This window comes from Kineococcus vitellinus (assembly GCF_009906315.1).
Classification (GTDB): Bacteria; Actinomycetota; Actinomycetes; order Actinomycetales; family Kineococcaceae; genus Kineococcus; species Kineococcus vitellinus.
Genome location: NZ_JAAALL010000048.1, coordinates 1 through 20489 on the forward strand (window position 1 = coordinate 1; position 20489 = coordinate 20489).

Here is a 20489-nt window from a genome sequence, read left to right on the forward strand (position 1 = left end):
CACTAGAGTCCCTCCACGTGCCCGCCCGTGTGGTCGTCCTCGCCTCCGGCTCCGGTTCGACGCTGCAAGCGCTGCTCGACGCGGCCGACCCGTCGTTCGAGGTCGTGGCGGTGGGCTCCGACAAGCCCGGCGCCACCGCCCTGGAGCGCGCCCGCGCCGCGGGGGTGGAGACCTTCACCGTCGCACCGGGCGACCACGCCGACCGCCCCGCCTGGGACGCGGCCCTGGCCGGCGCCGTCGCCGCCCGCGAGCCCGACCTGGTCGTGCTGGCCGGGTTCATGCGCATCCTCGGCGCCCCGGTGGTCGACGCCTTCGCCGGCCGCCTGGTCAACACCCACCCGGCGCTGCTGCCCTCCTTCCCCGGCGCCCACGGCGTGCGCGACGCGCTCGCCCACGGCGTGAAGGTCACCGGCTGCACCGTCCACCTCGTCGACGCCGGTGTCGACACGGGGCCGATCCTGGACCAGGTGGCCGTGCGGGTCCTCGACGACGACGACGAGGCGAGCCTGCACGAGCGCATCAGGGCCAGCGAGCGCGAGCTCCTCGTCGACGTCGTGGGCCGGCTGGCCCGCGCCACCCCCGCACCCGCAGCAGCACCCGACAGCGAGAGGACGGCCACCCGCCGATGACCGCGGATCACAAGGTCCCCGTGAAGCGCGCCCTGGTCAGCGCGTACGACAAGACGGGGCTGGAGGAGCTCGCGCAGGGCCTGCACGCCGCCGGCGTGGCCATCGTCTCCACCGGTTCCACGGCCTCGCGCATCGCCGCCGCCGGGGTCCCGGTGACGCCGGTGGAGGAGCTGACCGGCTTCCCCGAGTGCCTGGACGGCCGGGTCAAGACGCTGCACCCGCGGGTGCACGCCGGCATCCTCGCCGACCGGCGGCTGCCCGAGCACGTGCAGCAGCTGGCCGACCTGGACGTCGAGCCCTTCGACCTCGTCGTGGTCAACCTCTACCCGTTCGCCGCGACCGTCGCCTCCGGCGCCGGCGAGGACGAGGTCGTCGAGCAGATCGACATCGGCGGCCCGTCGATGGTGCGCGCCGCCGCCAAGAACCACCCCAGCGTCGCCGTCGTCGTCGACCCCGCCCGCTACGGCGAGGTGCTGGAGGCCGTGCGCACCGGCGGCTTCGACCTGGCCGCCCGCCGGCGCCTGGCGGCCGCCGCGTTCGCGCACACCGCCGCCTACGACACCGCCGTCGCCGGCTGGTTCGCCGAGCAGGTCCTGGACGAGGGCGACGAGGGCTGGCCCGCGGTCACGGGCGCGGCGCTGGAGCGCACCGCCGTCCTGCGCTACGGGGAGAACCCGCACCAGCGGGCCGCCGTGTACGCCGACCCGGCCGCCGAGCCCGGCATCGCGCAGGCCGTGCAGCTGCACGGCAAGGCGATGTCCTACAACAACTACGTCGACGCCGACGCCGCCCTGCGCGCGGCCCACGACTTCAGCGCCCCCGCCGTGGCCGTCATCAAGCACGCCAACCCGTGCGGCATCGCCACCGGCACCGACGTCGCCGACGCCCACGCCAAGGCGCACGCCTGCGACCCGGTCTCGGCCTACGGCGGCGTCATCGCCGCCAACCGCCCGGTCACCGCGGCGATGGCCGCGCAGGTCGCCGACGTCTTCACCGAGGTCGTCATCGCCCCCGGCTTCGAGCCGGAGGCGCTGGAGGTGCTGCAGCGCAAGAAGAACATCCGGCTGCTGCAGCTGCCGGAGGGCTACGGCCGCGGTGCGCGCGAGTGGCGCCCGGTCTCCGGCGGGATGCTCGTGCAGTCGCTGGACCGCATCGACGCCGACGGCGACGACCCCGCGCGCTGGACCCTCGCGGCGGGCGAGGCCGCCGACGAGGCCGTGCTGGCGGACCTGGTCTTCGCCTGGCGCGCGGTGCGCTCGGTGCGCTCCAACGCGATCCTGCTGGCCTCCGGCGGCGCCTCGGTGGGCGTGGGCATGGGCCAGGTCAACCGGGTGGACTCCTGCCGCCTGGCCGTGGAGCGCGCCGGCGCCGAGCGCGCCCGCGGCGCGGTCGCCGCCTCCGACGCGTTCTTCCCCTTCGCCGACGGCGCGCAGATCCTCATCGACGCCGGGGTGCGGGCGATCGTGCAGCCGGGCGGCTCCATCCGCGACGCCGAGGTCGTCGAGGCGGCGGCGGCCGCCGGGGTGACGATGTACTTCACCGGCGCCCGCCACTTCGCCCACTGAGGCCGCGGTGCCCCCGGCCCCGGCCCCGGAGCGGGTCCCTCCCCAGGGCAACGCCGTGCTCGCGACCCTCGTCGCCGGGCTCGTCGCCGCCCTGGTGCTGACCTGGTTCACGGGACCGACGGCCGGGGGCATCCTCCTCGGCGCCGACCTCGCCGTCGCCGCCGTGCTGCGGCTGGTGCTGCCGGTGCGCATCGCCGGCGCGCTGGCCGTGCGCTCGCGCGCGGTCGACGTGGCGGTCCTGCTCGTGCTCGCCCTCTCCTGCATCGCGCTCGCGGGGATCGTCCCGACGCCCTCCTGAGCGGCGGCGCGCTGGGTTACGCTGCCCGGGACCATCCAGAGCGGCTGAGAGACCTGGCTCGTCGACGCCGCAGCAACCGCACGCCCCGCCGGGCGCGCAGGTGCTTCCGCCAGGACCGATGGAGGAAGGCACGCCGATGTCCCTGAAGTTCGCCTACTGGGTCCCCAACGTCTCCGGTGGTCTCGTCGTCTCGACCATCGAGCAGCGCACCAGCCACGACCCCGCCTACAACGTCGAGGTCGCCAGGGCGGCGGAGCGGGTCGGCTTCGAGTACGCGCTGACCCAGGTCCGCTACCTGGCCTCCTACGGCGCCGACGCCCAGCACGAGTCCACCTCGTTCTCGCTGGCGCTGCTGCTGGCCACCGAGCGGCTGAAGGTGATCGCCGCCGTCCACCCCTTCTTCTGGCACCCCGGCGTCCTGGCGAAGTTCGCCGCGACGGCCCAGGAGCTCACCGGCGACCGGCTCGCGCTCAACGTCGTCTCGGGCTGGTTCAAGGCCGAGGCCACCCAGCTCGGGGTCACCTGGCACGAGCACGACGAGCGCTACCGGCAGTCCGAGGAGTTCATCCGGCTGCTGCGCGGGGTGTGGAGCGAGGACGGCTACAGCCAGCGGGGCGACTTCTTCAACGCCACCGACATCACCTTCCGCCCGCAGCCGAGGGTCCAGCCGGAGCTGTTCCAGGGCGGCAACTCCACGGCCGCGCAGGCGATGGCCGCCCGCGTCAGCGACTGGTACTTCATGAACGGCAGGTCGATCGCCGACGCCGCCGCGCAGGTGCGCGAGGTCGGCGCCCTCGCCGCCGCGAACGGGCGCTCGATCAGCTTCGGGCTCAACGGGTTCGCCGTCGTGCGCGAGAGCCGCGAGGAGGCCTCGGCGGTGCTGGAGGAGATCGTCGCCAAGGCCGACGTCGCGAAGGTCGAGGGCTTCGGGGCGGCCGTCCAGGAGGCCGGCAACGCCACGAAGGACCGCAAGGGCATGTGGGCCGACAGCTCCTTCCGCGACCTGGTGCAGTACAACGACGGCTTCCGCACCGGTCTGGTCGGCACCCCCGACGAGGTCGCCCGCCGCGCGCTGGCCTACCGCCTCGTCGGCGTGGACCTGCTGCTGCTCGGCTTCCTGCACGTCAAGGAGGAGGTCGAGGCGTTCGGCGAGCTCGTCATCCCCCGGGTGCGCGAGCTGGAGCAGCGCCTCGTCGCGGGGGAGGACCTGCGGCTGGGCCCCGAGCTGGACGAGGCGGTCGCCGCGGCGACCAGCCCCGTGCCCGCCTGAGGGCGCCCGCGGTGGCCCGGGGCGCGCGGCGCGGGCACCCGACGCCGCTCGCCGCCGCCCTGCTCCTCCTCGCCGCCTGCTCCTCGCCGGCGCCCGCCGCGCCCGCCCCGGCGCCGGTCCCGGCGGCGGGCGCGGTGGGCGCCGGCGCGGCGCCACCGGCCCCGGTCGTCGTGCTCGACCCCGGTCACAACGGCGGCAACGCCGCCGCCCCCGAGGTGGTCGGCGCACCCGTCCCGGCCGGCGGGTTCACCAAGCCGTGCAACACCACGGGCACCGCCACCGACGCCGGCTACCCCGAGCACGCCTACGCCTTCGACGTGAGCCTGCGCGCCGCGCAGCTGCTGCGGGACCGGGGGGTCGTCGTGGTGCTGACCCGCACCGACGACACCGGCGTCGGGCCCTGCGTGGACCGCCGCGCGCAGATCGCGAACGAGGCGGGGGCCGCGCTCGCGGTCTCCGTGCACGCCGACGGCGCCGCGCCCGCCGCCCGCGGCCACCACGTCGTGGCGCCCGCGCTCGCGCCCGACGGCGGCAACGCGGCCGTCCTGGCGGCCTCCGAGGTGGCCGCCCGCGACCTGCTGGCCGCCTTCGGCGCCGCGACCGGCTCGCCGCGCGCCGACTACCCCGGCGACCTCGTGGAGCCGGGGCTGACCCGGCGCGACGACCTGGCCGGGCTCAACCTGGCCCGCACCCCCTCGGTGCTGCTGGAGTCGGCCAACATGCGCAACCCCGGGGAGGCCGCGGCCGTCTCCGACCCGGCGTGGCGCCAGCGCGCCGCGCAGGGCGTCGCCGACGGCGTGCTCGCCTTCCTCGCGCGCTGAGCGGCGGGCACCCCGTACCGTGCCTGCCGTGAGCGCCCCTCCCGTGACCGCCCCCGCCGAAGCCGCCGCCGAGCTCGTCGTCCTGCTGACCGAGGACGGCTCGCCGTGCGGCACGGCGCCCAAGGCGGACGTGCACCACAGTGCGACGCCGCTGCACCTGGCGTTCTCCTGCTGGGTCCTCGACGACGCGGGCCGCACCCTGCTGACCCGCCGCGCGGACACCAAGCGCACGTGGCCGGGGGTGTGGACGAACTCCTTCTGCGGCCACCCCGGCCCCGGCGAGGAGCCCGAGGAGGCGGTGCACCGGCGCGCCGGCCACGAGCTGGGCACCGGCGTCGTCGACGTCGCCCCGGCCCTGCCGCTGTTCCGCTACCGGGCCGTCATGGCCGACGGCACCGTGGAGAACGAGGTCTGCCCCGTCTTCACCGCCGCGCTCGCCGGCGAGGTCGACCCGCACCCGGACGAGGTGGGGGACTGGCGCTGGGTCGCCGTGGACGAGCTGCGCGCCGAGGTCGCCCGCGACCCCTCGCCGTTCAGCCCGTGGATGCTGCTGCAGCTGGAGCAGCTGCGGGACCTGCCGCGCTGAGCCCGTTCAGCCCGTTCAGCCCGCTGAGCCCGCTGAGCCCGCTCAGCGCGGCAGCGCGCTGGCGCGCCAGCCGCCCGGGCCGGGCACCGGGGGCAGGCCCAGGACGTGGCGGTGGTCGGCCCAGCGCGAGCGCGGCGCCTGCGGCTGCGGCGCGGGCGCCGGCCGGGCCAGCTGCGTGGTGAGCACGACGGTGAGGGCGGCCAGCTCCTCCGGTTCGGGGTGGCCGCGCTCGATGCGCAGGGAGGCGAGGAAGTCCCCGAGGTCCTCGGTCGTGCCGCTCACAGCGGGATGTTCCCGTGCTTCTTGGCCGGCAGCGTCGCGCGCTTGGTGGCCAGCGCCCGCAGCGCCCTGGCCACCTGCACCCGCGTCTCGCTGGGGGCGATGACGGCGTCCACGAAGCCGCGCTCGGCGGCCACGTAGGGGTTGGCCAGCTGCAGCTCGTAGTCGTCGACGAGCTCGCGGCGGGTGGCCTCGACGTCCTCGCCGGCCTCGGCGGCCGCCTTGAGCGTGCCGCGGTGCAGGATGTTCACCGCCCCCTGGGCGCCCATGACGGCGATCTGCGCGCTCGGCCAGGCCAGGCACACGTCGGCGCCCATCTCCTTGCTGCCCATGACGATGTACGCGCCGCCGTAGGCCTTGCGGGTGATCACGGTGACCAGCGGGACCGTCGCCTCGGCGTAGGCGTACAGCAGCTTCGCGCCGCGGCGGATGATGCCGCCCCACTCCTGGTCGGTGCCCGGCAGGAAGCCCGGCACGTCCACGAACGTCAGCACCGGCACGTTGAAGGCGTCGCACAGGCGCACGAAGCGCGCGGCCTTCTCGGAGGCGTCGATGTCCAGGGTCCCGGCCAGCTGCGAGGGCTGGTTGGCCACCACGCCCACGGGCCGGCCCTCCACGCGCCCGAAGCCGCACAGGACGTTGGGCGCGAAGAGCTCGTGGACCTGCAGGAACTCCTCGTCGTCGAGGACCGCGGTCACGACGGAGACCATGTCGTAGGGCTGGTTGGGCGAGTCCGGGACGACCTCGTCCAGCGCCAGGTCGTCCTCGTCGACGACGAGCTCGCGCGGGGCGGCCGGCGCCAGCAGCGGCGCCTCCGAGAGGTTGTTGGAGGGCAGGTAGGACAGCAGCTCGCGCACGTAGGCGATGGCCTCGTCCTCGCTCTCGGCGAGGTGGTGCGCCACGCCCGAGCGCGTCGCGTGGGTGCGCCCGCCGCCGAGCTCCTCGAAGCCGACGTCCTCGCCGGTCACGGTGCGGATGACGTCCGGGCCGGTGACGAACATGTGCGAGGTCTCGTCGACCATGACGGTGATGTCGGTGAGGGCGGGGGAGTACACCGCCCCGCCGGCCGAGGGGCCGAGGATGAGGGAGACCTGCGGCACCACGCCCGAGGCGTGCACGTTGCGGCGGAAGATCCGCGCGTACTGCACCAGGGAGGCCACGCCCTCCTGGATGCGCGCGCCGCCGCCGTCGTTGATGCCGACGACGGGGCAGCCGGTGGTCGCGGCGAACTCCTGCAGCTCGGCGATCTTGGCGCCGTGCACCTCGCCGAGGGAGCCGCCGAAGGCGGTGAAGTCCTGCGCGTACACGCACACCGGCCGCCCGTCGACGGTCGCGTAGCCGGTGACGACGCCGTCGCCGTCCACGTGCTTGGTCGCCATCCCGAAGGCCGTGGCCGTGCTGCGCGCGAAGCCGCCGCGCTCGACGAAGGAGTCCTCGTCGACGAGGGCCGCGATGCGCTCGCGGGCCGTCTTCTTGCCCCGCGGGTGCTGCTTGGCGGCCGCGCGCTCGTCGGCGGCGGCGACGGCGGCGTGCGCCCGGCGGTGCAGCTCGGCCAGCTTGCCGGCCGTGCTGCGGGGGTCCGTCGGGGTCTCGAGACTGCTCACGGAGCGGCAGCGTACGTCAAGGACGCGGTCCGCTGGCGCTCTCGGGGCGCGGGACCGGTAGCTTGACGTCGAGACAGAGCCGAGCGCAGTCGGAGGAGACAGCACAGTGGCCAAGATCAAGGTCCAGGGACCGGTCGTCGAGCTCGACGGCGACGAGATGACCCGGATCATCTGGCAGTTCATCAAGGACCGCCTGATCCACCCCTACCTCGACGTCGACCTGGAGTACTACGACCTCGGGGTCGAGCACCGCGACGCCACCGACGACCAGGTCACCATCGACGCGGCCCACGCCATCCAGAAGGCCGGCGTCGGCGTCAAGTGCGCCACCATCACGCCGGACGAGGCGCGCGTGGAGGAGTTCGGCCTCAAGAAGATGTGGCGCTCCCCGAACGGGACGATCCGCAACATCCTCGGCGGCGTGATCTTCCGCGAGCCGATCATCATCTCCAACATCCCGCGCCTGGTGCCGGGCTGGACGAAGCCGATCATCGTCGGCCGCCACGCCTTCGGCGACCAGTACCGCGCCACCGACTTCCGCTTCCCCGGCGAGGGGACGCTGACCGTCACCTTCACCCCCAAGGACGGCTCCGAGCCCATCGAGCACGAGGTCTTCCAGGCCCCCGGCGCCGGGGTGTCGCTGTCGATGTACAACCTCGACAGCTCCATCTACGACTTCGCCCGCGCCTCGCTCAACTACGGCCTGGCGCGCAGGTACCCGGTCTACCTCTCCACGAAGAACACGATCCTGAAGGCCTACGACGGCCGCTTCAAGGACATCTTCGAGGAGGTCTTCCAGAGCGAGTTCAAGGCGAAGTTCGACGAGGCCGGCATCACCTACGAGCACCGCCTCATCGACGACATGGTCGCCGCGTCCCTGAAGTGGGAGGGCGGCTACGTCTGGGCCTGCAAGAACTACGACGGCGACGTCCAGTCCGACACCGTCGCCCAGGGCTTCGGCTCGCTGGGCCTGATGACCTCGGTGCTGTCCACCCCGGACGGCTCGGTCGTCGAGGCGGAGGCCGCGCACGGCACCGTGACCCGGCACTACCGCCAGCACCAGCAGGGCAAGCCGACCTCGACCAACCCCATCGCCTCGATCTACGCCTGGACGCGCGGCCTCGCGCACCGCGGCGAGCTGGACTCGACCCCGCAGGTCACCGGCTTCGCCGAGACCCTCGAGGACGTCGTCATCAAGACCGTCGAGAGCGGCAAGATGACCAAGGACCTCGCCCTGCTCGTCGGGCCCGACCAGGCCTGGCAGACCACCGAGGAGTTCCTGGGCACCCTCGACGAGAACCTGGCCGCGCGCCTGGGCTGACGCCCGGCCCGCCGCGCCGCACGGCCCCGCACCCCGCAGGGTGCGGGGCCGTGCGCTCTGCCTAGGATCCGCGGATGACCGACGCCCCCGGACGCCGCCAGGTGATCGTCGACACCGACACCGGTCTCGACGACGCCCTCGCGCTGCTGCACCTGGCGGGCTCGCCCCGCGCCGACATCGCCGCCGTGACCACCGTCTACGGCAACTGCGTCGTCGAGGACTCCCTGCGCAACGCGGCCTACGTGCTGCGGCTGGCCGGGCTGGAGGGCGTGCCGCTCTCGCGCGGCGCGGCGGGCCCGCTGGAGGGCGAGGCGCACATCGCCGGCTACGTGCACGGCGAGGACGGCCTCGGCGACCTCGGCCTGGAGCGCCCCGACCCGCCGGTCACCGAGCGCTCGGCCGCCGAGCAGATCGTGGCGATGGCGGACCGGGCGCCCGGGCGCTACGACCTGCTGGCCCTCGGCCCGCTCACCAACCTCGCGCTCGCGCTGCGGCTGGACCCGCGGCTGCTCTTCAAGCTGCGCTCGGTGGTGCTCATGGGCGGCTCCGGGCCCTACCAGCCGCTGGGGCGCTCGCTGATGATCGACGCCAACGTCCAGAACGACGCCCCGGCCGCGCACGCGGTGCTCTCCGCCGCCCGCCCCGCCGACGACACCGTGACGATGGTCGGCGTCGACGTCACCGGGACGGTCGTCCTGGAGGAGTCGATGACGAGCTCGCTGCGCAGCAGCGGCACCGCCTGGGGCACCTTCGCCGCCGACGTCCTGGACGCCTACCACCGCTTCTACGTGCACGAGTGGGGCCGGGCGGTCGCGCCCGTGCACGACCCGCTGGCCGCCGCCGTCCTGGTCCACCCCGAGCTGGTCACCCGCCGCGCCAGCGCACCGGCCGCCGTGACGAGCAACGGCTTCGCCACCCGCGCCCGGCTGCTGCGGCTGCCCGACGGCACCCCGCCGGCGCTGCCCGGCGAGATCGCGCTGCAGCCGGCCACCGCCGTCGTCGAGGTCGACCGCGGCGCCTTCCTCGCCGAGCTCGTCGGCGGCCTGGCCGCCGGCCGGGCGCGCTGAGCGGGGCGCCGCAGCGGCCCTGGCCGCGCACCGGCGCGGGGCCTAGCCTGGCGCGGTGCAACCCCGGGGCACCGCCGTGGTCGTCGGCGCCGGCAGCGCCATCGGCACCGCCACGGCGCGGGCCCTGCACGCCCTCGGCTGGTCCCCGGAGCTGTGGGGCCGCGAGCCGGAGCGGTTGCGCGGCCTCGTGCCGGGCGCTCCCGTGCACCGCGTCGACGTGCGCGAGCGCGAGCAGGTCGCGGCGGCGCTCGCGGCCTGCCGGCGGCCGCTGACGCTGCTCGTGCACACCGCCGGCGTCTTCGACTGGTGCGACGCCGAGTCCGCCGACCTGGACGTCTGGGACGAGCTGGTCGACGTGGACCTGGGCGGGGCGATGCGCACCACCCGGCTGGCGCTGCCGCTGCTGCTGGCGGACGCCCCGAGCTCGCTGGTGCTGCTGGGCTCCGGGGCGGCGCACCGGGCCCACCCGCACAACGCCGCCTACGTGGCCGCCAAGCACGGCCTGGCGGGCTTCGCGGAGTCCGTGCGCCAGGAGGTCGGCGCCCGCGGGGTGGGCGTGAGCCTGGTCAACCCCGGGATGGTGGCCGCCGGCGCCTCGCTGGTCACCGAGCGCGCCGCCACCCGGCCGGGCTCGCTGCTGCAGCCGCAGGACGTGGCGGCCGCCGTCGCGCACGCGGCGAGCGCCCCGCCGCACGCCTGCGTCTCCCGCATCGACCTGGACCCGCGCGAGCCCGTCTGAGCGCCCGGCCCGGCCTGCCCGGACCGCCCGGCGGGTGCCCTCAGCCCGCCGGCAGGGCGGTGGCGGCCTCGCGCTCCAGCGCGGCGAGGTCGACGAGCAGGCTGGCCGCGCCGTGCAGGCGGTCGCTCAGCGCGTCCATGCCGGGGGAGAGGATCGTCAGGTCCCCGCGCTCGGCGAGGTCGGCGAAGATGCCGTCGTTGCTCACCACGAGCACCTCGATCGGGTCGGGGACCGCCGCGGCCGCCGCCAGCAGCACGTGGTCGGCCACGTCCGCCCCGTCGGCCACCGCCTGCGCCGCCGCGGCGAACTCCGCCAGCCACGGCCGCGAGCGCGCGACGGCACCGGCCTGGCCGGCCAGCACGACGTGGTCGGCCTGGCGGGCGAGCTCCACGACGACGTCCAGGCGCGCGCGCAGCCGGCCCCGGGCCGCGCGCAGGTTGTCCAGGTCCACCAGCAGCACGCGGGTGGCGCCCTGCCCGGCCCACACGGGGTAGTCGCGCACCAGCGCGCGCAGCGCCTGCCCGAGCGGGTCGGGCGCCGGGGCGTCCGGGTCGGGGACGTCCTCGAGGCTGACCCACTCGTACTCGTCCCACTCGCTCGGCCCGCCACCCAGTCCCATGCCCCCGATGCTCCCGCGTCCGGGTGCTCACGGCGTCCGCGACCTGCCGCGTCGGTCACACTGGGCGGGGTCGCGCCCCGGCGGCCCCGCCGGGCGGCCACCCGCGAGCGACCCGACGACCCGACGACCCGACGACCCCGGGAGGTGCCGTGCCCCGCCGCAGGCTCCCCATGCCCTCGCGCAACCTCGCGCGCGACGGCGCCATCCCCTCGGTGCCGGTGACCACCCGGCGCAGCAGCCTCGTCGACAGCGGCGTCTACCGCGACGGGCGCCGCCTGGCCTCCCCCGACGACCTCGTCGCCACCTGCCGCCTGCTGCGCGAGGAGGGCGGGCGGGTGGCCTGGATGGGCCTCTACCGCCCGGCCGAGGACGAGCTGCAGGCCCTCGCCGGCGAGTTCGGGCTGCACGAGCTGGCCGTGGAGGACGCCGTCCTGGCCCACCAGCGGCCCAAGCTGGAGCGCTACGGCGACACGCTGTTCGTCGTGCTGCGCGCGGCGCGCTACGTCGACGACAGGGAGTCGGTCGAGTTCGGCGAGCTGCACCTGTTCATCGGGCCGGACTTCGTGATCACCGTGCGCCACAGCGAGTCCCCGGACCTGTCGGCGGTGCGCCGGCGCATGGAGGCCGACCCCGACCTGCTCGCCCTGGGCCCGGAGGCGGTCCTGTACGCGATCCTGGACGCCGTCGTCGACGGCTACGGCCCGGTCCTGCGCGGGCTGGAGAACGACGTCGACGAGATCGAGACCCAGGTCTTCACCGGCGACCCGACGGTCTCGCGGCGCATCTACGAGCTCTCCCAGGAGGTCGCCGACTTCCAGCGCGCGGTCACCCCGCTGCAGGCGATCCTGGCCGGCCTGACCGGCGGCTTCCAGAAGTACCGCGTCGACCAGGAGCTGCAGCGCTACCTGCGCGACGTGGCCGACCACGTCACCGTCGCGGCCGAGCGGATCGAGAGCTACCGCACCCAGCTGCGCGACATCCTCACGGTCAACGCCACGCTGGTCGGGCAGCGCCAGAACGAGGAGATGCGCTCGCTCACGGAGGCCAGCTACGCCCAGAGCGAGGAGGTCAAGAAGATCTCCTCGTGGGCGGCGATCCTCTTCGCCCCGAGCCTGGTCGGGGGCGTCTACGGCATGAACTTCGACCACATGCCGGAGCTGCACTGGTACCTCGGGTACCCGCTGGCGCTGGCGCTGATGCTCGGCCTGAGCGTGACCCTGTACGTCATCTTCCGCAGGCGCGGGTGGCTGTGACGCGCACCGGGGCTCGCGGGGTGGCATCATCGCATCTTCGCGGTCGGTCGAACAAGGGCGTCACGCGATCGGACAGAGGTGAGAAGTGAAGATCGTCTACCACAGCTTCGAGGGGCGGTACTCGGACAACCCGAAGGCGCTGCACCGGGCGCTGGCGGCACGCACCGGCCAGGAGCACGAGCACGTCTGGCTCGCCGACGCGGAGCACGCGCACGGCTTCCCCGCGGACGCGGCGACCGTGCCCTTCGGCACCCCGGAGGCCCGCGAGGCCCTGGAGAGCGCGGACCTCGTCGTCTCCAACACCCACCTCGACCTCGAGTGGGACAAGGCCCCCGGCACCACGTACCTGCAGACCTGGCACGGCACGCCGCTGAAGCGCATCCACCGCGACGTGCTCTTCGCCCCCGAGGGCCGCCTGGACCGCCTGGACCACGACGTCGCCCGCTGGGACCTGCTGCTGTCGCCCAACGCGGCGAGCACGCCGCTGCTGCGCGGCGCCTTCCGCTTCGAGGGAGCGGTGCACGAGACCGGCTACCCGCGCAACGACGTCCTGCTCGCCCCGGACGCCGCCCGGCGGCGCGCGCTCGTGCGCGAGCAGCTGGGCATCGCCGAGGGCGCCCGGGCCGTCCTCTACGCGCCGACGTGGCGCGACGACGACGTGTTCGGCGACGGCCCCAAGTTCGCGCTGCGCTTCGACGTCGAGCACTTCCGCCGCGAGCTCGGCGAGGACCACGTCCTCATGCTGCGCCTGCACTACATGGTCTCCGCGGCGCTGGCCGGCGCCGAGCTGCCGGGGGTGGTCGACGTCTCCTTCCACCCCGACATCAGCGACCTCTACCTGGCCGCGGACGTGCTCGTCACCGACTACTCCTCGACGCAGTTCGACTTCGCGGTGACCGGCAAGCCGATCGTGCACCACGTCCACGACCTCGAGCACTACCGCGACGTGCTCCGGGGCTTCTACTTCGACTTCGAGGAGATCGCCGCAGGACCCCTGCTGGCGAGCACCGAGGAGGTCGTCGAGGCGCTGCGCGGCATCGACGCCGTCGTGACGCAGTACAAGGACCGCTACGCCGCCTTCCAGGAGCGCTTCTGCCACCTGGAGGACGGCCGCGCGAGCGACCGGGTCCTGGACCTGGTGCTCGGGGAGGAGAACCGATGAACGTGCAGGTGTCGATCCTGGCCGCGGGGATGGGGACCCGGCTGGGCCGCCCGCTGCCCAAGTCGCAGACCCGCTTGCGCGACGGGCGAACGATCATGCAGCAGCAGGTGGACAACCTGCGCTCCGTGCTCGGCGCCGACGTGCCGATCACGGTCGTCGTGGGCTTCAAGGCGACGGTGATCATGGAGGCGCGTCCCGACGTCCTCTTCGCCTACAACGAGCTGTTCGACTCCACGAACACCTCCAAGAGCCTGCTGCGGGCCCTGGTGACCTCCCAGCCCGGCGGGGTGCTCTGGCTCAACGGCGACGTGGTCTTCGACCCGCGCCTGCTGCTCGACGTCCAGCCGTGGCTGGCGCGCGACGAGTCCTTCGTCTGCGTCAACACCGAGGCCGTGGGCGACGAGGAGGTCAAGTACACCGTCGACGCCGAGGGCTTCGTGCAGGAGCTGTCGAAGACCGTCGTCGGCGGGCTCGGCGAGGCCGTCGGCATCAACTACGTCTCCTCCCGCGACAAGGCCGTCCTGATCGAGTGCCTGCGCGCCTGCGAGGACCAGGACTACTTCGAGCGCGGGATCGAGCTGGCGATCGGGCGCGGCGTGCGGGTGGTGCCGGTGGACATCTCCGCCCGCGACGTCGTCGAGGTCGACTTCGAGCAGGACCTCGTGCGCGCCGACGCCATCGACGCCGAGCACCTGCGTCTCGACGTGCACACCTCCGTGGACGCCCTCTAGCGTCGTCACGTGCCCCTCACCACGCTGCCCGCGCGTCTGATCGACGCGGCCATCGCCGGCTACCAGCGGCGCCTGTCGCCGCGCAAGGGCTACGCGTGCGCGCACCGCGTCGCGCACGGCGGGGACTCCTGCTCCGGCGCCGTGCGCGACCTCGTGCGCTCGCGGGGCCTGCTGCGCTCCGCGGCGCCGAGCGCGCTGCGCTTCCTGGCCTGCTACCGGGCGGTGTCGCTGCTGACGCCGGGGCAGACGCAGGGCGTCTGCTGCTGCGGCGGCATCCCCATCCCGTTCCGCTTCTGAGCCCGCGGGGGCCCCTGCCGCGCCGCCCGGCGCGGCGGGGCCCCGCCGCTCAGCGGAAGACGACGGTCCGGTTGCCGTCGAGCAGCACGCGCTGCTCCGCGTGCCAGCGCACCGCGCGCGCCAGCGTGCGGGCCTCCACGTCCTGGCCCAGCCGGACCAGCTCGGGCGGGGTGTGGCGGTGGTCCACCCGCTCGATCTCCTGCTCGATGATCGGGCCCTCGTCGAGGTCGGCGGTCACGTAGTGCGCCGTCGCCCCGATGATCTTCACCCCGCGCGCGTGCGCCTGGTGGTAGGGGCGGGCCCCCTTGAAGCTCGGCAGGAACGAGTGGTGGATGTTGATCGCCCGGCCCGTCAGGCTGCGGCACAGCGGGTCGGACAGGATCTGCATGTAGCGCGCCAGCACGACCAGCTCCACGTCGAGCTCGGCGACGAGCTCCAGCAGCCGCGCCTCCCCGGCCGCCTTGGAGGCCTCGTCGCCGGTGGTGACCGGCACGTGGTGGAAGGGGACGCCGTAGAACTCGGCCAGCGGGGCGAGGTCGGTGTGGTTGGAGACCACGGCGGCCACGTCGATGGGCAGGTCGCCCGAGCGGTGCCGGAAGAGCAGGTCGTTGAGGCAGTGCCCCTGCTTGGAGCACATCACCAGGGTGCGCATCGGCACGTCGGCGGCCGACAGCTTCCACGTCAGCTCGAAGCGGGCCGCGACGACCTGCAGGTTCGCGCGCAGCGCCTCCTCGGGGGCGGCGGCGTCGAAGGCCACCCGCATCGTGAACAGCCCGGTGTCCGGGTCCCCGAACTGCTGGCTCTCGGTGATGTTCGCGTCGAGCGCGACGAGGGCCCCCGTCACGGCGTGGACGATCCCGGGACGGTCGGGGCAGGACAGGGTCAGGACCCTCGGGCGCGTGCTCACAGCGGACCAGCCTAGGGTGAGGGCGTGCCAGAACCCGCGGCGGCAGCCCTCGCGGTGCGCGCCGGGGCCACCGTCTTCTCCGGCGAGAAGTCGACGCTGCTGCAGACCGGCCCGCGCCCGGCCGTCCCCGGCCGCAGCGGTCGCGAGCAGCTGCAGCGCGTCGTGCGCGCGCTGGACGACAGCCCGCCGGGCGTGGTGGCCGCCGGTGCCGTGCCCTTCGACCTCGACACCCCCGGCGCGCTGCGCCTGGGCCCCGCCGAGGTGGTCCCCGGGCCGCTGCACCTGCCCCCGCTCGGCCGCCGCCGCGCGGTGACCGTGACGCGCAGCAGGCCCCGCCCGGCCCCGGCCGGCTACGCCGACGCGGTCCGCGCGGCGCTGGCGCGCATCGAGGCGGGGCAGCTGCAGAAGGTCGTCCTGGCCCGCACCCTGGAGCTGGACGCGCTCGAGGACTGGTCGGTGCCCGACCTGCTCGGCGAGCTGCTGACCCGCAACCCCGCCGCCACCTCGCTGGCGGTGCCGCTGGACGACCCCGCCGCCCCCGGCGCGCGCTGGCTGGTGGGCGCCAGCCCCGAGCTGCTGCTGCGCCGGCGCGGCCCCAGCGTCCTGCTGCGCCCGCTGGCCGGCTCCGCCCCGCGCTCGCCGGAGCCGGCCGAGGACGTGCGCCGCGCCGACGAGCTGATGTCCTCCGACAAGGACCGCCGCGAGCACGCCTTCGTCGTCGAGGCCGTCGTCGAGGCGCTCTCGCCGTTCTGCCGCAAGATCAGCGCCCCCGAGCCGGAGCTGCTGGCCACCCCGGCGGTCTGGCACCTGGCGACCCGCATCACCGCGCTGCTGAGCGACACCGCCACCACGTCGGTGGACCTCGTCGCGGCGCTGCACCCCACCCCGGCCGTCGGCGGCTCCCCCCGCGCGGCGGCCCTCGACGTCATCCGCGAGGTCGAGGGCGGGCCCGGCGGCATCGACCGCGGCTGCTACGCGGGGGCCGTCGGCTGGCAGGACGGAGACGGCGACGGCGAGTGGGTGGTGGCCGTGCGCTGCGCCGAGGTCGCCGGCCGCACGCTGCGGGTCTTCGCCGGCGCCGGCATCGTCGCGGGCTCGGACCCGGACGCCGAGGTCGCCGAGACGGCCGCCAAGATGCGCACGGTGCTCGACGCGGCCGTGGCCCGCTAGCCGGGGCCTGGGCTAACCTGGGGCGGCCGCGACTGGCGAAGGTGGGGGACCACCGGGGAGCGGCAACGGGTCCGTCCTCGCGCCGGGCCCGCCGTTCACGGGGTCGTCCGCCTGGGCCTCGCGTCGCCACCGCCGCCCGGATGCACGAGGAGCGCAACGTGACCGACGTCCTGCCCACCCGGACCAGCGCGGGTGTGACCGACCGCCCGCTGTCCGAGGTCGACCCCGAGATCGCCGCCGTGCTCGACGCCGAGCTCGGCCGCCAGCGCGACACCCTGGAGATGATCGCGAGCGAGAACTTCGCGCCGCGCGCGGTCCTGCAGGCCCAGGGCTCCGTGCTCACCAACAAGTACGCCGAGGGCTACCCCGGCAAGCGCTACTACGGCGGCTGCGAGCACGTCGACGTGGCCGAGGAGCTGGCCCGCGAGCGCGCCAAGGCGCTCTTCGGCGCCGAGCACGCCAACGTCCAGCCGCACTCCGGCGCCAGCGCCAACGCGGCCGCCATGCACGCCTTCATCCGCGGCGGCGACGGCATCCTGGGCCTGGAGCTGGCCCACGGCGGCCACCTGACCCACGGCATGAAGATCAACTTCTCCGGGCGCATGTACGACGTGTCGTCCTACGGCGTGGACCCGCAGACGTTCCGGGTCGACATGGACGTCGTGCGCGCCACGGCGCTGTCGGCCCGCCCCAAGCTCATCATCGCCGGCTGGTCGGCCTACCCCCGCCAGCTCGACTTCGCCGCGTTCCGCTCCATCGCCGACGAGGTCGGCGCGCACCTCATGGTCGACATGGCCCACTTCGCCGGCCTGGTCGCCGCGGGGCTGCACCCCTCGCCCGTGCCGCACGCCGACGTGGTCACCTCCACCGTCCACAAGACGCTCGCCGGCCCGCGCTCCGGGCTCATCCTCACCCGCCAGGAGTCCGCCAGGAAGGTGGACTCCGCGGTCTTCCCCGGCCAGCAGGGCGGCCCGCTCATGCACGTCGTCGCGGCCAAGGCCGTCGCCTTCAAGGTCGCCGCGAGCGAGGAGTTCGCCGAGCGCCAGCGCCGCACCCTGGAGGGCGCCCGCATCGTCGCCGAGCGCCTCACCGCCGCCGACGTGCGCGAGGCCGGCGTCTCCGTCCTGACCGGCGGCACCGACGTCCACCTCGTCCTCGTCGACCTGCGCGACTCCGCGCTCGACGGCAAGCAGGCCGAGGACCGCCTCCACGAGGTCGGCATCACCGTCAACCGCAACGCGGTGCCCTTCGACCCGCGCCCGCCGATGGTCACCTCGGGGCTGCGCATCGGCACCCCGGCGCTGGCCACCCGCGGCTTCGGCGCGCAGGAGTTCACCGAGGTCGCCGACGTCATCGCGCAGGCCCTCAAGCCGGGCTTCGACGCGGACGCGCTGCGCGCCCGCGTCGCCCGCCTGACGGCCGACTTCCCGCTGTACCCGAGCGCGGAGAGCTTCGCGTGAGCGCAGTCGTCCTCGACGGCAGGGCCGCCGCGGCGGCGGTCAAGGCGGACCTGAAGGAGCGGGTGGCGGTGCTGCGCGAGCGCGGCGTCGTCCCGGGCCTGGGCACCGTCCTGGTCGGCGACGACCCGGGCTCGGCCAGCTACGTGCGCGGCAAGCACCGCGACTGCGCCGAGGTGGGCATCGCCTCGATCCAGGTGGAGCTGCCGGCCGGCGCCACCCAGGCCGAGATCGAGTCCGAGGTCGCCCGGCTCAACGCCGACCCCGCCTGCACCGGGTTCATCGTCCAGCTGCCGCTGCCGGCCGGCGTCGACGCCAACCGCGTCCTGGAGCTGGTCGACCCCGCCAAGGACGCCGACGGCCTGCACCCCACGAACCTGGGCCGGCTGGTGCTGCGGGTGCGCGAGGAGATCACCTCGCCGCTGCCGTGCACCCCGCGCGGCGTCATCGACCTGCTGCTGCGCCACGACGTGCCGCTGGAGGGCGCGGAGGTCGTCGTCGTGGGCCGCGGCGTCACCGTGGGGCGGCCCATCGGGCTGCTGCTGACCCGCCGCCACCCCAACGCGACGGTGACGCTGTGCCACACCGGCACCCGCGACCTGGCCTCCCACCTGCGCCGCGCCGACGTGATCGTCGCCGCGGCCGGCGTGCCCGGCCTGGTGACCCGGGACGTCGTCAAGCCCGGCGCGGCCGTGCTCGACGTCGGCGTCTCCCGCGTGCCGGACCCCGAGACCGGCAAGAGCCGGCTCACCGGCGACGTCGCCCTCGACGTCGCCGAGGTGGCCGGCTTCATGGCCCCCAACCCCGGCGGGGTCGGGCCGATGACGCGCGCGCTGCTGCTGACCAACGTCGTGGAGAGCGCGGAGCGGGCCGTCGGCCTGCGCTGAGCCGGCACCCCGACGGCACACCCGACGGCCCCGCGCAGCCGCGTGCGGGGCCGTCGGAGCCCGTCGGAGCGCTCGGGTAGCGTCCCGGCCGTGGCCGCCCGCAAGAAGTCCCTCGTCGTCGCGACCGTCAACGTCAACGGGGTCCGGGCCGCGGTGCGGCGCGGGATGCACCCGTGGCTGGAGACCCGCAGCCCCGACGTCCTGCTGCTGCAGGAGGTGCGCGCTCCCGACGCCGAGCTGCGCACGGCGCTGCCGCAGTACGCCCACGTCGCGCACACCGAGGCCGCCGCCAAGGGCCGCGCGGGCGTGGCGGTCGCCGCTCGCGCGGAGTTCTCCGCGGTGCGCATCGGCGTGGACGACTCCGGGTACTTCGAGACCTCCGGCCGCTGGGTCGAGGTCGACCTCGACACCGCGATCGGGCCGATGACGTTCGTCAGCGCCTACGTGCACTCCGGCGAGGTGGGCAGCCCGCAGCAGGACGACAAGTACCGCTTCCTCGACGCGATGGACGCCCGCCTGGCGCACCTGGGGCGGGTCGCCGCCGACACCGGCCGCGAGGCCGTGGTCGCCGGCGACCTCAACGTCGCCCACACCGAGCGCGACATCAGGAACTGGAAGGGCAACCGCGGCAAGGCGGGTTTCCTGGAGGACGAGCGCGCGCACTTCGACCGCTGGTTCGGCGAGCTCGGCTGGGTGGACGCCCAGCGGCGGGTGGCCGGCGACGTGGACGGCCCCTACGCCTGGTGGTCGTGGCGGGGACAGGCCTTCGATCGCGACACGGGGTGGCGCATCGATTACCAACTGGTGACCCCGGGGCTGGCGCAGAAGCTGCGCGCGGTGGAGACCGACCGCGCGGCCAGCTACGCCGAGCGCTTCTCCGACCACGCCCCCGTCGTGGCCACGTACACCTCCTGACCGCGCCCGCCCCGGGCCGCGCGGCGGCGCCCGGGAGGCGGGGGAGGCCGATCCCGCCGAGGGTGGGGGAGTGCTCCTGCTGACGCGCCCGGCCGAGCGGCTGCGGCGCACCTTCCGCGCCCGCGTCTCCGGCGACCCCACCGGCGCCCCGGAGTGGGTGCGCGAGATCGCCACCGTCGGCGGGGGGCCCGGCTGGTTCGAGCCCGACGGGCTGGTGTGGCGGGTGCACGGCGACCTCTCCACGCTCGTCGGCGGGGTGGCCGCGCTGCTGGGGCAGGGCGCGCACCCGCTGGCGATGGCCGGGGTGCGGCGGCACTCTAGCTACGAGGCGGACCCGTGGGCCCGGCTGGCCGGCACCGCCCGCTGGCTGGTGGTCTCCACCTTCGGTTCCGCCGAGCTCGCCGAGCGCGAGGCCGCCCGGGTGCGGGGGCTGCACGTGCGCGTGCGGGGCAGCGACGAGCTCGGCCGCGCCTACGCCGCCTCCGACCCGGCGCTGCTGCGCTGGGTGCACCTGGCCTTCACCGACGCCTTCCTGGCCGCGCAGCAGGCGGTCGGCGCCGACCTCGCGCCCCGCTTCGGTCGCCGCTGGCCGGACGCCTACGTCGCGCAGTGGGCGCGCAGCGCGCGGGCGCTGGGCGCGCAGGACCTGCCCACCAGCGCCGCCGAGCTCGCCGCGGCGCTCGAGGGGTTCCGCCCGCAGCTGGAACCGGTGCCGCGCAGCCTGCTGCGCTTCATCGCCGGGCCCGGCGGCCTGGGCGCCGGCGAGCGGCTGTTCTACGCGGGCCTGGCCTCGGCGGCCGGGCACCTGGTCTCCCCGGCGGTCGCGGACCTGGCCGGGGTGCCGGGGCGCGGTCGCGGCGGGGCGGGCGCGGCCTGGCGCCTGCGTCGCACCCGCGCCCAGCTCGCCGCGAC

22 protein-coding genes and 1 riboswitch are annotated in these 20489 nt (G+C 75.2%); of the genes, 18 read left to right on the top strand and 4 right to left on the bottom strand.

What is annotated here, in order from left to right:
• Window positions 1–17 precede the first annotated feature (17 nt).
• The 6 genes from purN (at window position 18) to idi (ending at window position 5169) form a co-directional block, all read left to right on the top strand.
• Window positions 18–629, top strand: coding sequence for a phosphoribosylglycinamide formyltransferase (gene purN / locus GTQ99_RS06570; protein WP_166614944.1), 612 nt, complete (start codon window positions 18–20; stop codon window positions 627–629).
• The gene (gene purH / locus GTQ99_RS06575; protein WP_166614945.1) at window positions 626–2194 is read left to right on the top strand and encodes a bifunctional phosphoribosylaminoimidazolecarboxamide formyltransferase/IMP cyclohydrolase; all 1569 of its coding nucleotides are present in this window, start codon (window positions 626–628) and stop codon (window positions 2192–2194) included. Before purN ends, purH begins: the two co-directional genes overlap by 4 nt.
• Window positions 2195–2249: 55 nt before the next feature.
• A complete protein-coding gene (locus GTQ99_RS06580) occupies window positions 2250–2492 on the top strand; it encodes a DUF3017 domain-containing protein (RefSeq protein WP_205706924.1) in 243 nt (80 codons plus the stop codon).
• Between the two features lie 28 nt (window positions 2493–2520).
• Window positions 2521–2617: riboswitch (SAM riboswitch) on the top strand.
• An 11-nt stretch (window positions 2618–2628) separates the two neighbouring features.
• A complete protein-coding gene (gene sfnG / locus GTQ99_RS06585; RefSeq protein ID WP_166614947.1) occupies window positions 2629–3762 on the top strand; it encodes a dimethylsulfone monooxygenase SfnG in 1134 nt (377 codons plus the stop codon).
• 11 nt (window positions 3763–3773) lie between these two features.
• Entirely contained in the window at window positions 3774–4583 is an 810-nt protein-coding gene (locus GTQ99_RS06590; protein WP_166614948.1) for an N-acetylmuramoyl-L-alanine amidase, read from the top strand.
• 28 nt (window positions 4584–4611) lie between these two features.
• On the top strand, window positions 4612–5169 hold the full coding sequence (idi, locus tag GTQ99_RS06595; protein ID WP_338074769.1) for an isopentenyl-diphosphate Delta-isomerase: 558 nt from the start codon (window positions 4612–4614) through the stop codon (window positions 5167–5169).
• A 42-nt stretch (window positions 5170–5211) separates the two neighbouring features.
• Here the strand turns inward: idi and GTQ99_RS06600 are convergent, their stop codons facing one another.
• Both GTQ99_RS06600 and GTQ99_RS06605 read right to left on the bottom strand, forming a co-directional pair.
• Window positions 5212–5451, bottom strand: a complete 240-nt coding sequence (locus GTQ99_RS06600) for an acyl-CoA carboxylase epsilon subunit (RefSeq protein ID WP_166614950.1) — start codon at window positions 5449–5451, stop codon at window positions 5212–5214.
• A complete protein-coding gene (locus GTQ99_RS06605; RefSeq protein ID WP_166614951.1) occupies window positions 5448–7052 on the bottom strand; it encodes a carboxyl transferase domain-containing protein in 1605 nt (534 codons plus the stop codon). Before GTQ99_RS06605 ends, GTQ99_RS06600 begins: the two co-directional genes overlap by 4 nt.
• Window positions 7053–7158: 106 nt before the next feature.
• Between GTQ99_RS06605 and GTQ99_RS06610 the strand changes: the two genes are divergently transcribed.
• The 3 genes from GTQ99_RS06610 to GTQ99_RS06620 all read left to right on the top strand — a co-directional run bounded on the left by GTQ99_RS06610 (window position 7159) and on the right by GTQ99_RS06620 (window position 10179).
• The gene (locus GTQ99_RS06610; RefSeq protein ID WP_166614952.1) at window positions 7159–8373 is read left to right on the top strand and encodes an NADP-dependent isocitrate dehydrogenase; all 1215 of its coding nucleotides are present in this window, start codon (window positions 7159–7161) and stop codon (window positions 8371–8373) included.
• A gap of 74 nt (window positions 8374–8447) precedes the next feature.
• On the top strand, window positions 8448–9440 hold the full coding sequence (locus GTQ99_RS06615; RefSeq protein ID WP_166614953.1) for a nucleoside hydrolase: 993 nt from the start codon (window positions 8448–8450) through the stop codon (window positions 9438–9440).
• Window positions 9441–9495: 55 nt separating this feature from the next.
• The gene (locus tag GTQ99_RS06620; RefSeq protein ID WP_166614954.1) at window positions 9496–10179 is read left to right on the top strand and encodes an SDR family NAD(P)-dependent oxidoreductase; all 684 of its coding nucleotides are present in this window, start codon (window positions 9496–9498) and stop codon (window positions 10177–10179) included.
• Window positions 10180–10219: 40 nt separating this feature from the next.
• Here GTQ99_RS06620 and GTQ99_RS06625 read toward each other — a convergent pair whose 3' ends face one another.
• A complete protein-coding gene (locus tag GTQ99_RS06625) occupies window positions 10220–10798 on the bottom strand; it encodes a hypothetical protein (protein ID WP_166614955.1) in 579 nt (192 codons plus the stop codon).
• A 170-nt stretch (window positions 10799–10968) separates the two neighbouring features.
• Here GTQ99_RS06625 and corA point away from each other — a divergent pair, with 170 nt between their 5' ends.
• The 4 genes from corA (at window position 10969) to yidD (ending at window position 14241) form a co-directional block, all read left to right on the top strand.
• A complete protein-coding gene (gene corA, locus GTQ99_RS06630; RefSeq protein WP_166614956.1) occupies window positions 10969–12051 on the top strand; it encodes a magnesium/cobalt transporter CorA in 1083 nt (360 codons plus the stop codon).
• A gap of 85 nt (window positions 12052–12136) precedes the next feature.
• The gene (locus tag GTQ99_RS06635; RefSeq protein WP_166614957.1) at window positions 12137–13213 is read left to right on the top strand and encodes a CDP-glycerol glycerophosphotransferase family protein; all 1077 of its coding nucleotides are present in this window, start codon (window positions 12137–12139) and stop codon (window positions 13211–13213) included.
• Window positions 13210–13944 carry a phosphocholine cytidylyltransferase family protein gene (locus GTQ99_RS06640; RefSeq protein ID WP_166614958.1) on the top strand — a complete coding sequence of 245 codons (735 nt, stop codon included), beginning with the start codon at window positions 13210–13212 and terminating at the stop codon, window positions 13942–13944. The genes GTQ99_RS06635 and GTQ99_RS06640 overlap by 4 nt, the downstream gene beginning before the upstream one ends.
• A 9-nt stretch (window positions 13945–13953) precedes the next feature.
• On the top strand, window positions 13954–14241 hold the full coding sequence (gene yidD / locus GTQ99_RS06645) for a membrane protein insertion efficiency factor YidD (RefSeq protein WP_166614959.1): 288 nt from the start codon (window positions 13954–13956) through the stop codon (window positions 14239–14241).
• Window positions 14242–14290: 49 nt separating this feature from the next.
• Here yidD and purU read toward each other — a convergent pair whose 3' ends face one another.
• A complete protein-coding gene (purU, locus tag GTQ99_RS06650; protein WP_166614960.1) occupies window positions 14291–15148 on the bottom strand; it encodes a formyltetrahydrofolate deformylase in 858 nt (285 codons plus the stop codon).
• Between the two features lie 24 nt (window positions 15149–15172).
• Here purU and GTQ99_RS06655 point away from each other — a divergent pair, with 24 nt between their 5' ends.
• The 5 genes from GTQ99_RS06655 to GTQ99_RS06675 form a co-directional block, all read left to right on the top strand.
• Complete coding sequence (locus tag GTQ99_RS06655; protein WP_166614961.1) at window positions 15173–16318, top strand: isochorismate synthase; 1146 nt, start codon at window positions 15173–15175, stop codon at window positions 16316–16318.
• Between the two features lie 140 nt (window positions 16319–16458).
• The gene (glyA, locus tag GTQ99_RS06660) at window positions 16459–17778 is read left to right on the top strand and encodes a serine hydroxymethyltransferase (protein ID WP_240896892.1); all 1320 of its coding nucleotides are present in this window, start codon (window positions 16459–16461) and stop codon (window positions 17776–17778) included.
• Entirely contained in the window at window positions 17775–18662 is an 888-nt protein-coding gene (locus GTQ99_RS06665) for a bifunctional methylenetetrahydrofolate dehydrogenase/methenyltetrahydrofolate cyclohydrolase (protein WP_166614962.1), read from the top strand. Before glyA ends, GTQ99_RS06665 begins: the two co-directional genes overlap by 4 nt.
• 90 nt (window positions 18663–18752) lie before the next feature.
• A complete protein-coding gene (locus GTQ99_RS06670; RefSeq protein ID WP_338074771.1) occupies window positions 18753–19577 on the top strand; it encodes an exodeoxyribonuclease III in 825 nt (274 codons plus the stop codon).
• Between the two features lie 70 nt (window positions 19578–19647).
• On the top strand, window positions 19648–20489 hold an 842-nt coding region (locus GTQ99_RS06675), incomplete at its 3' end, for an oxygenase MpaB family protein (RefSeq protein ID WP_166614964.1).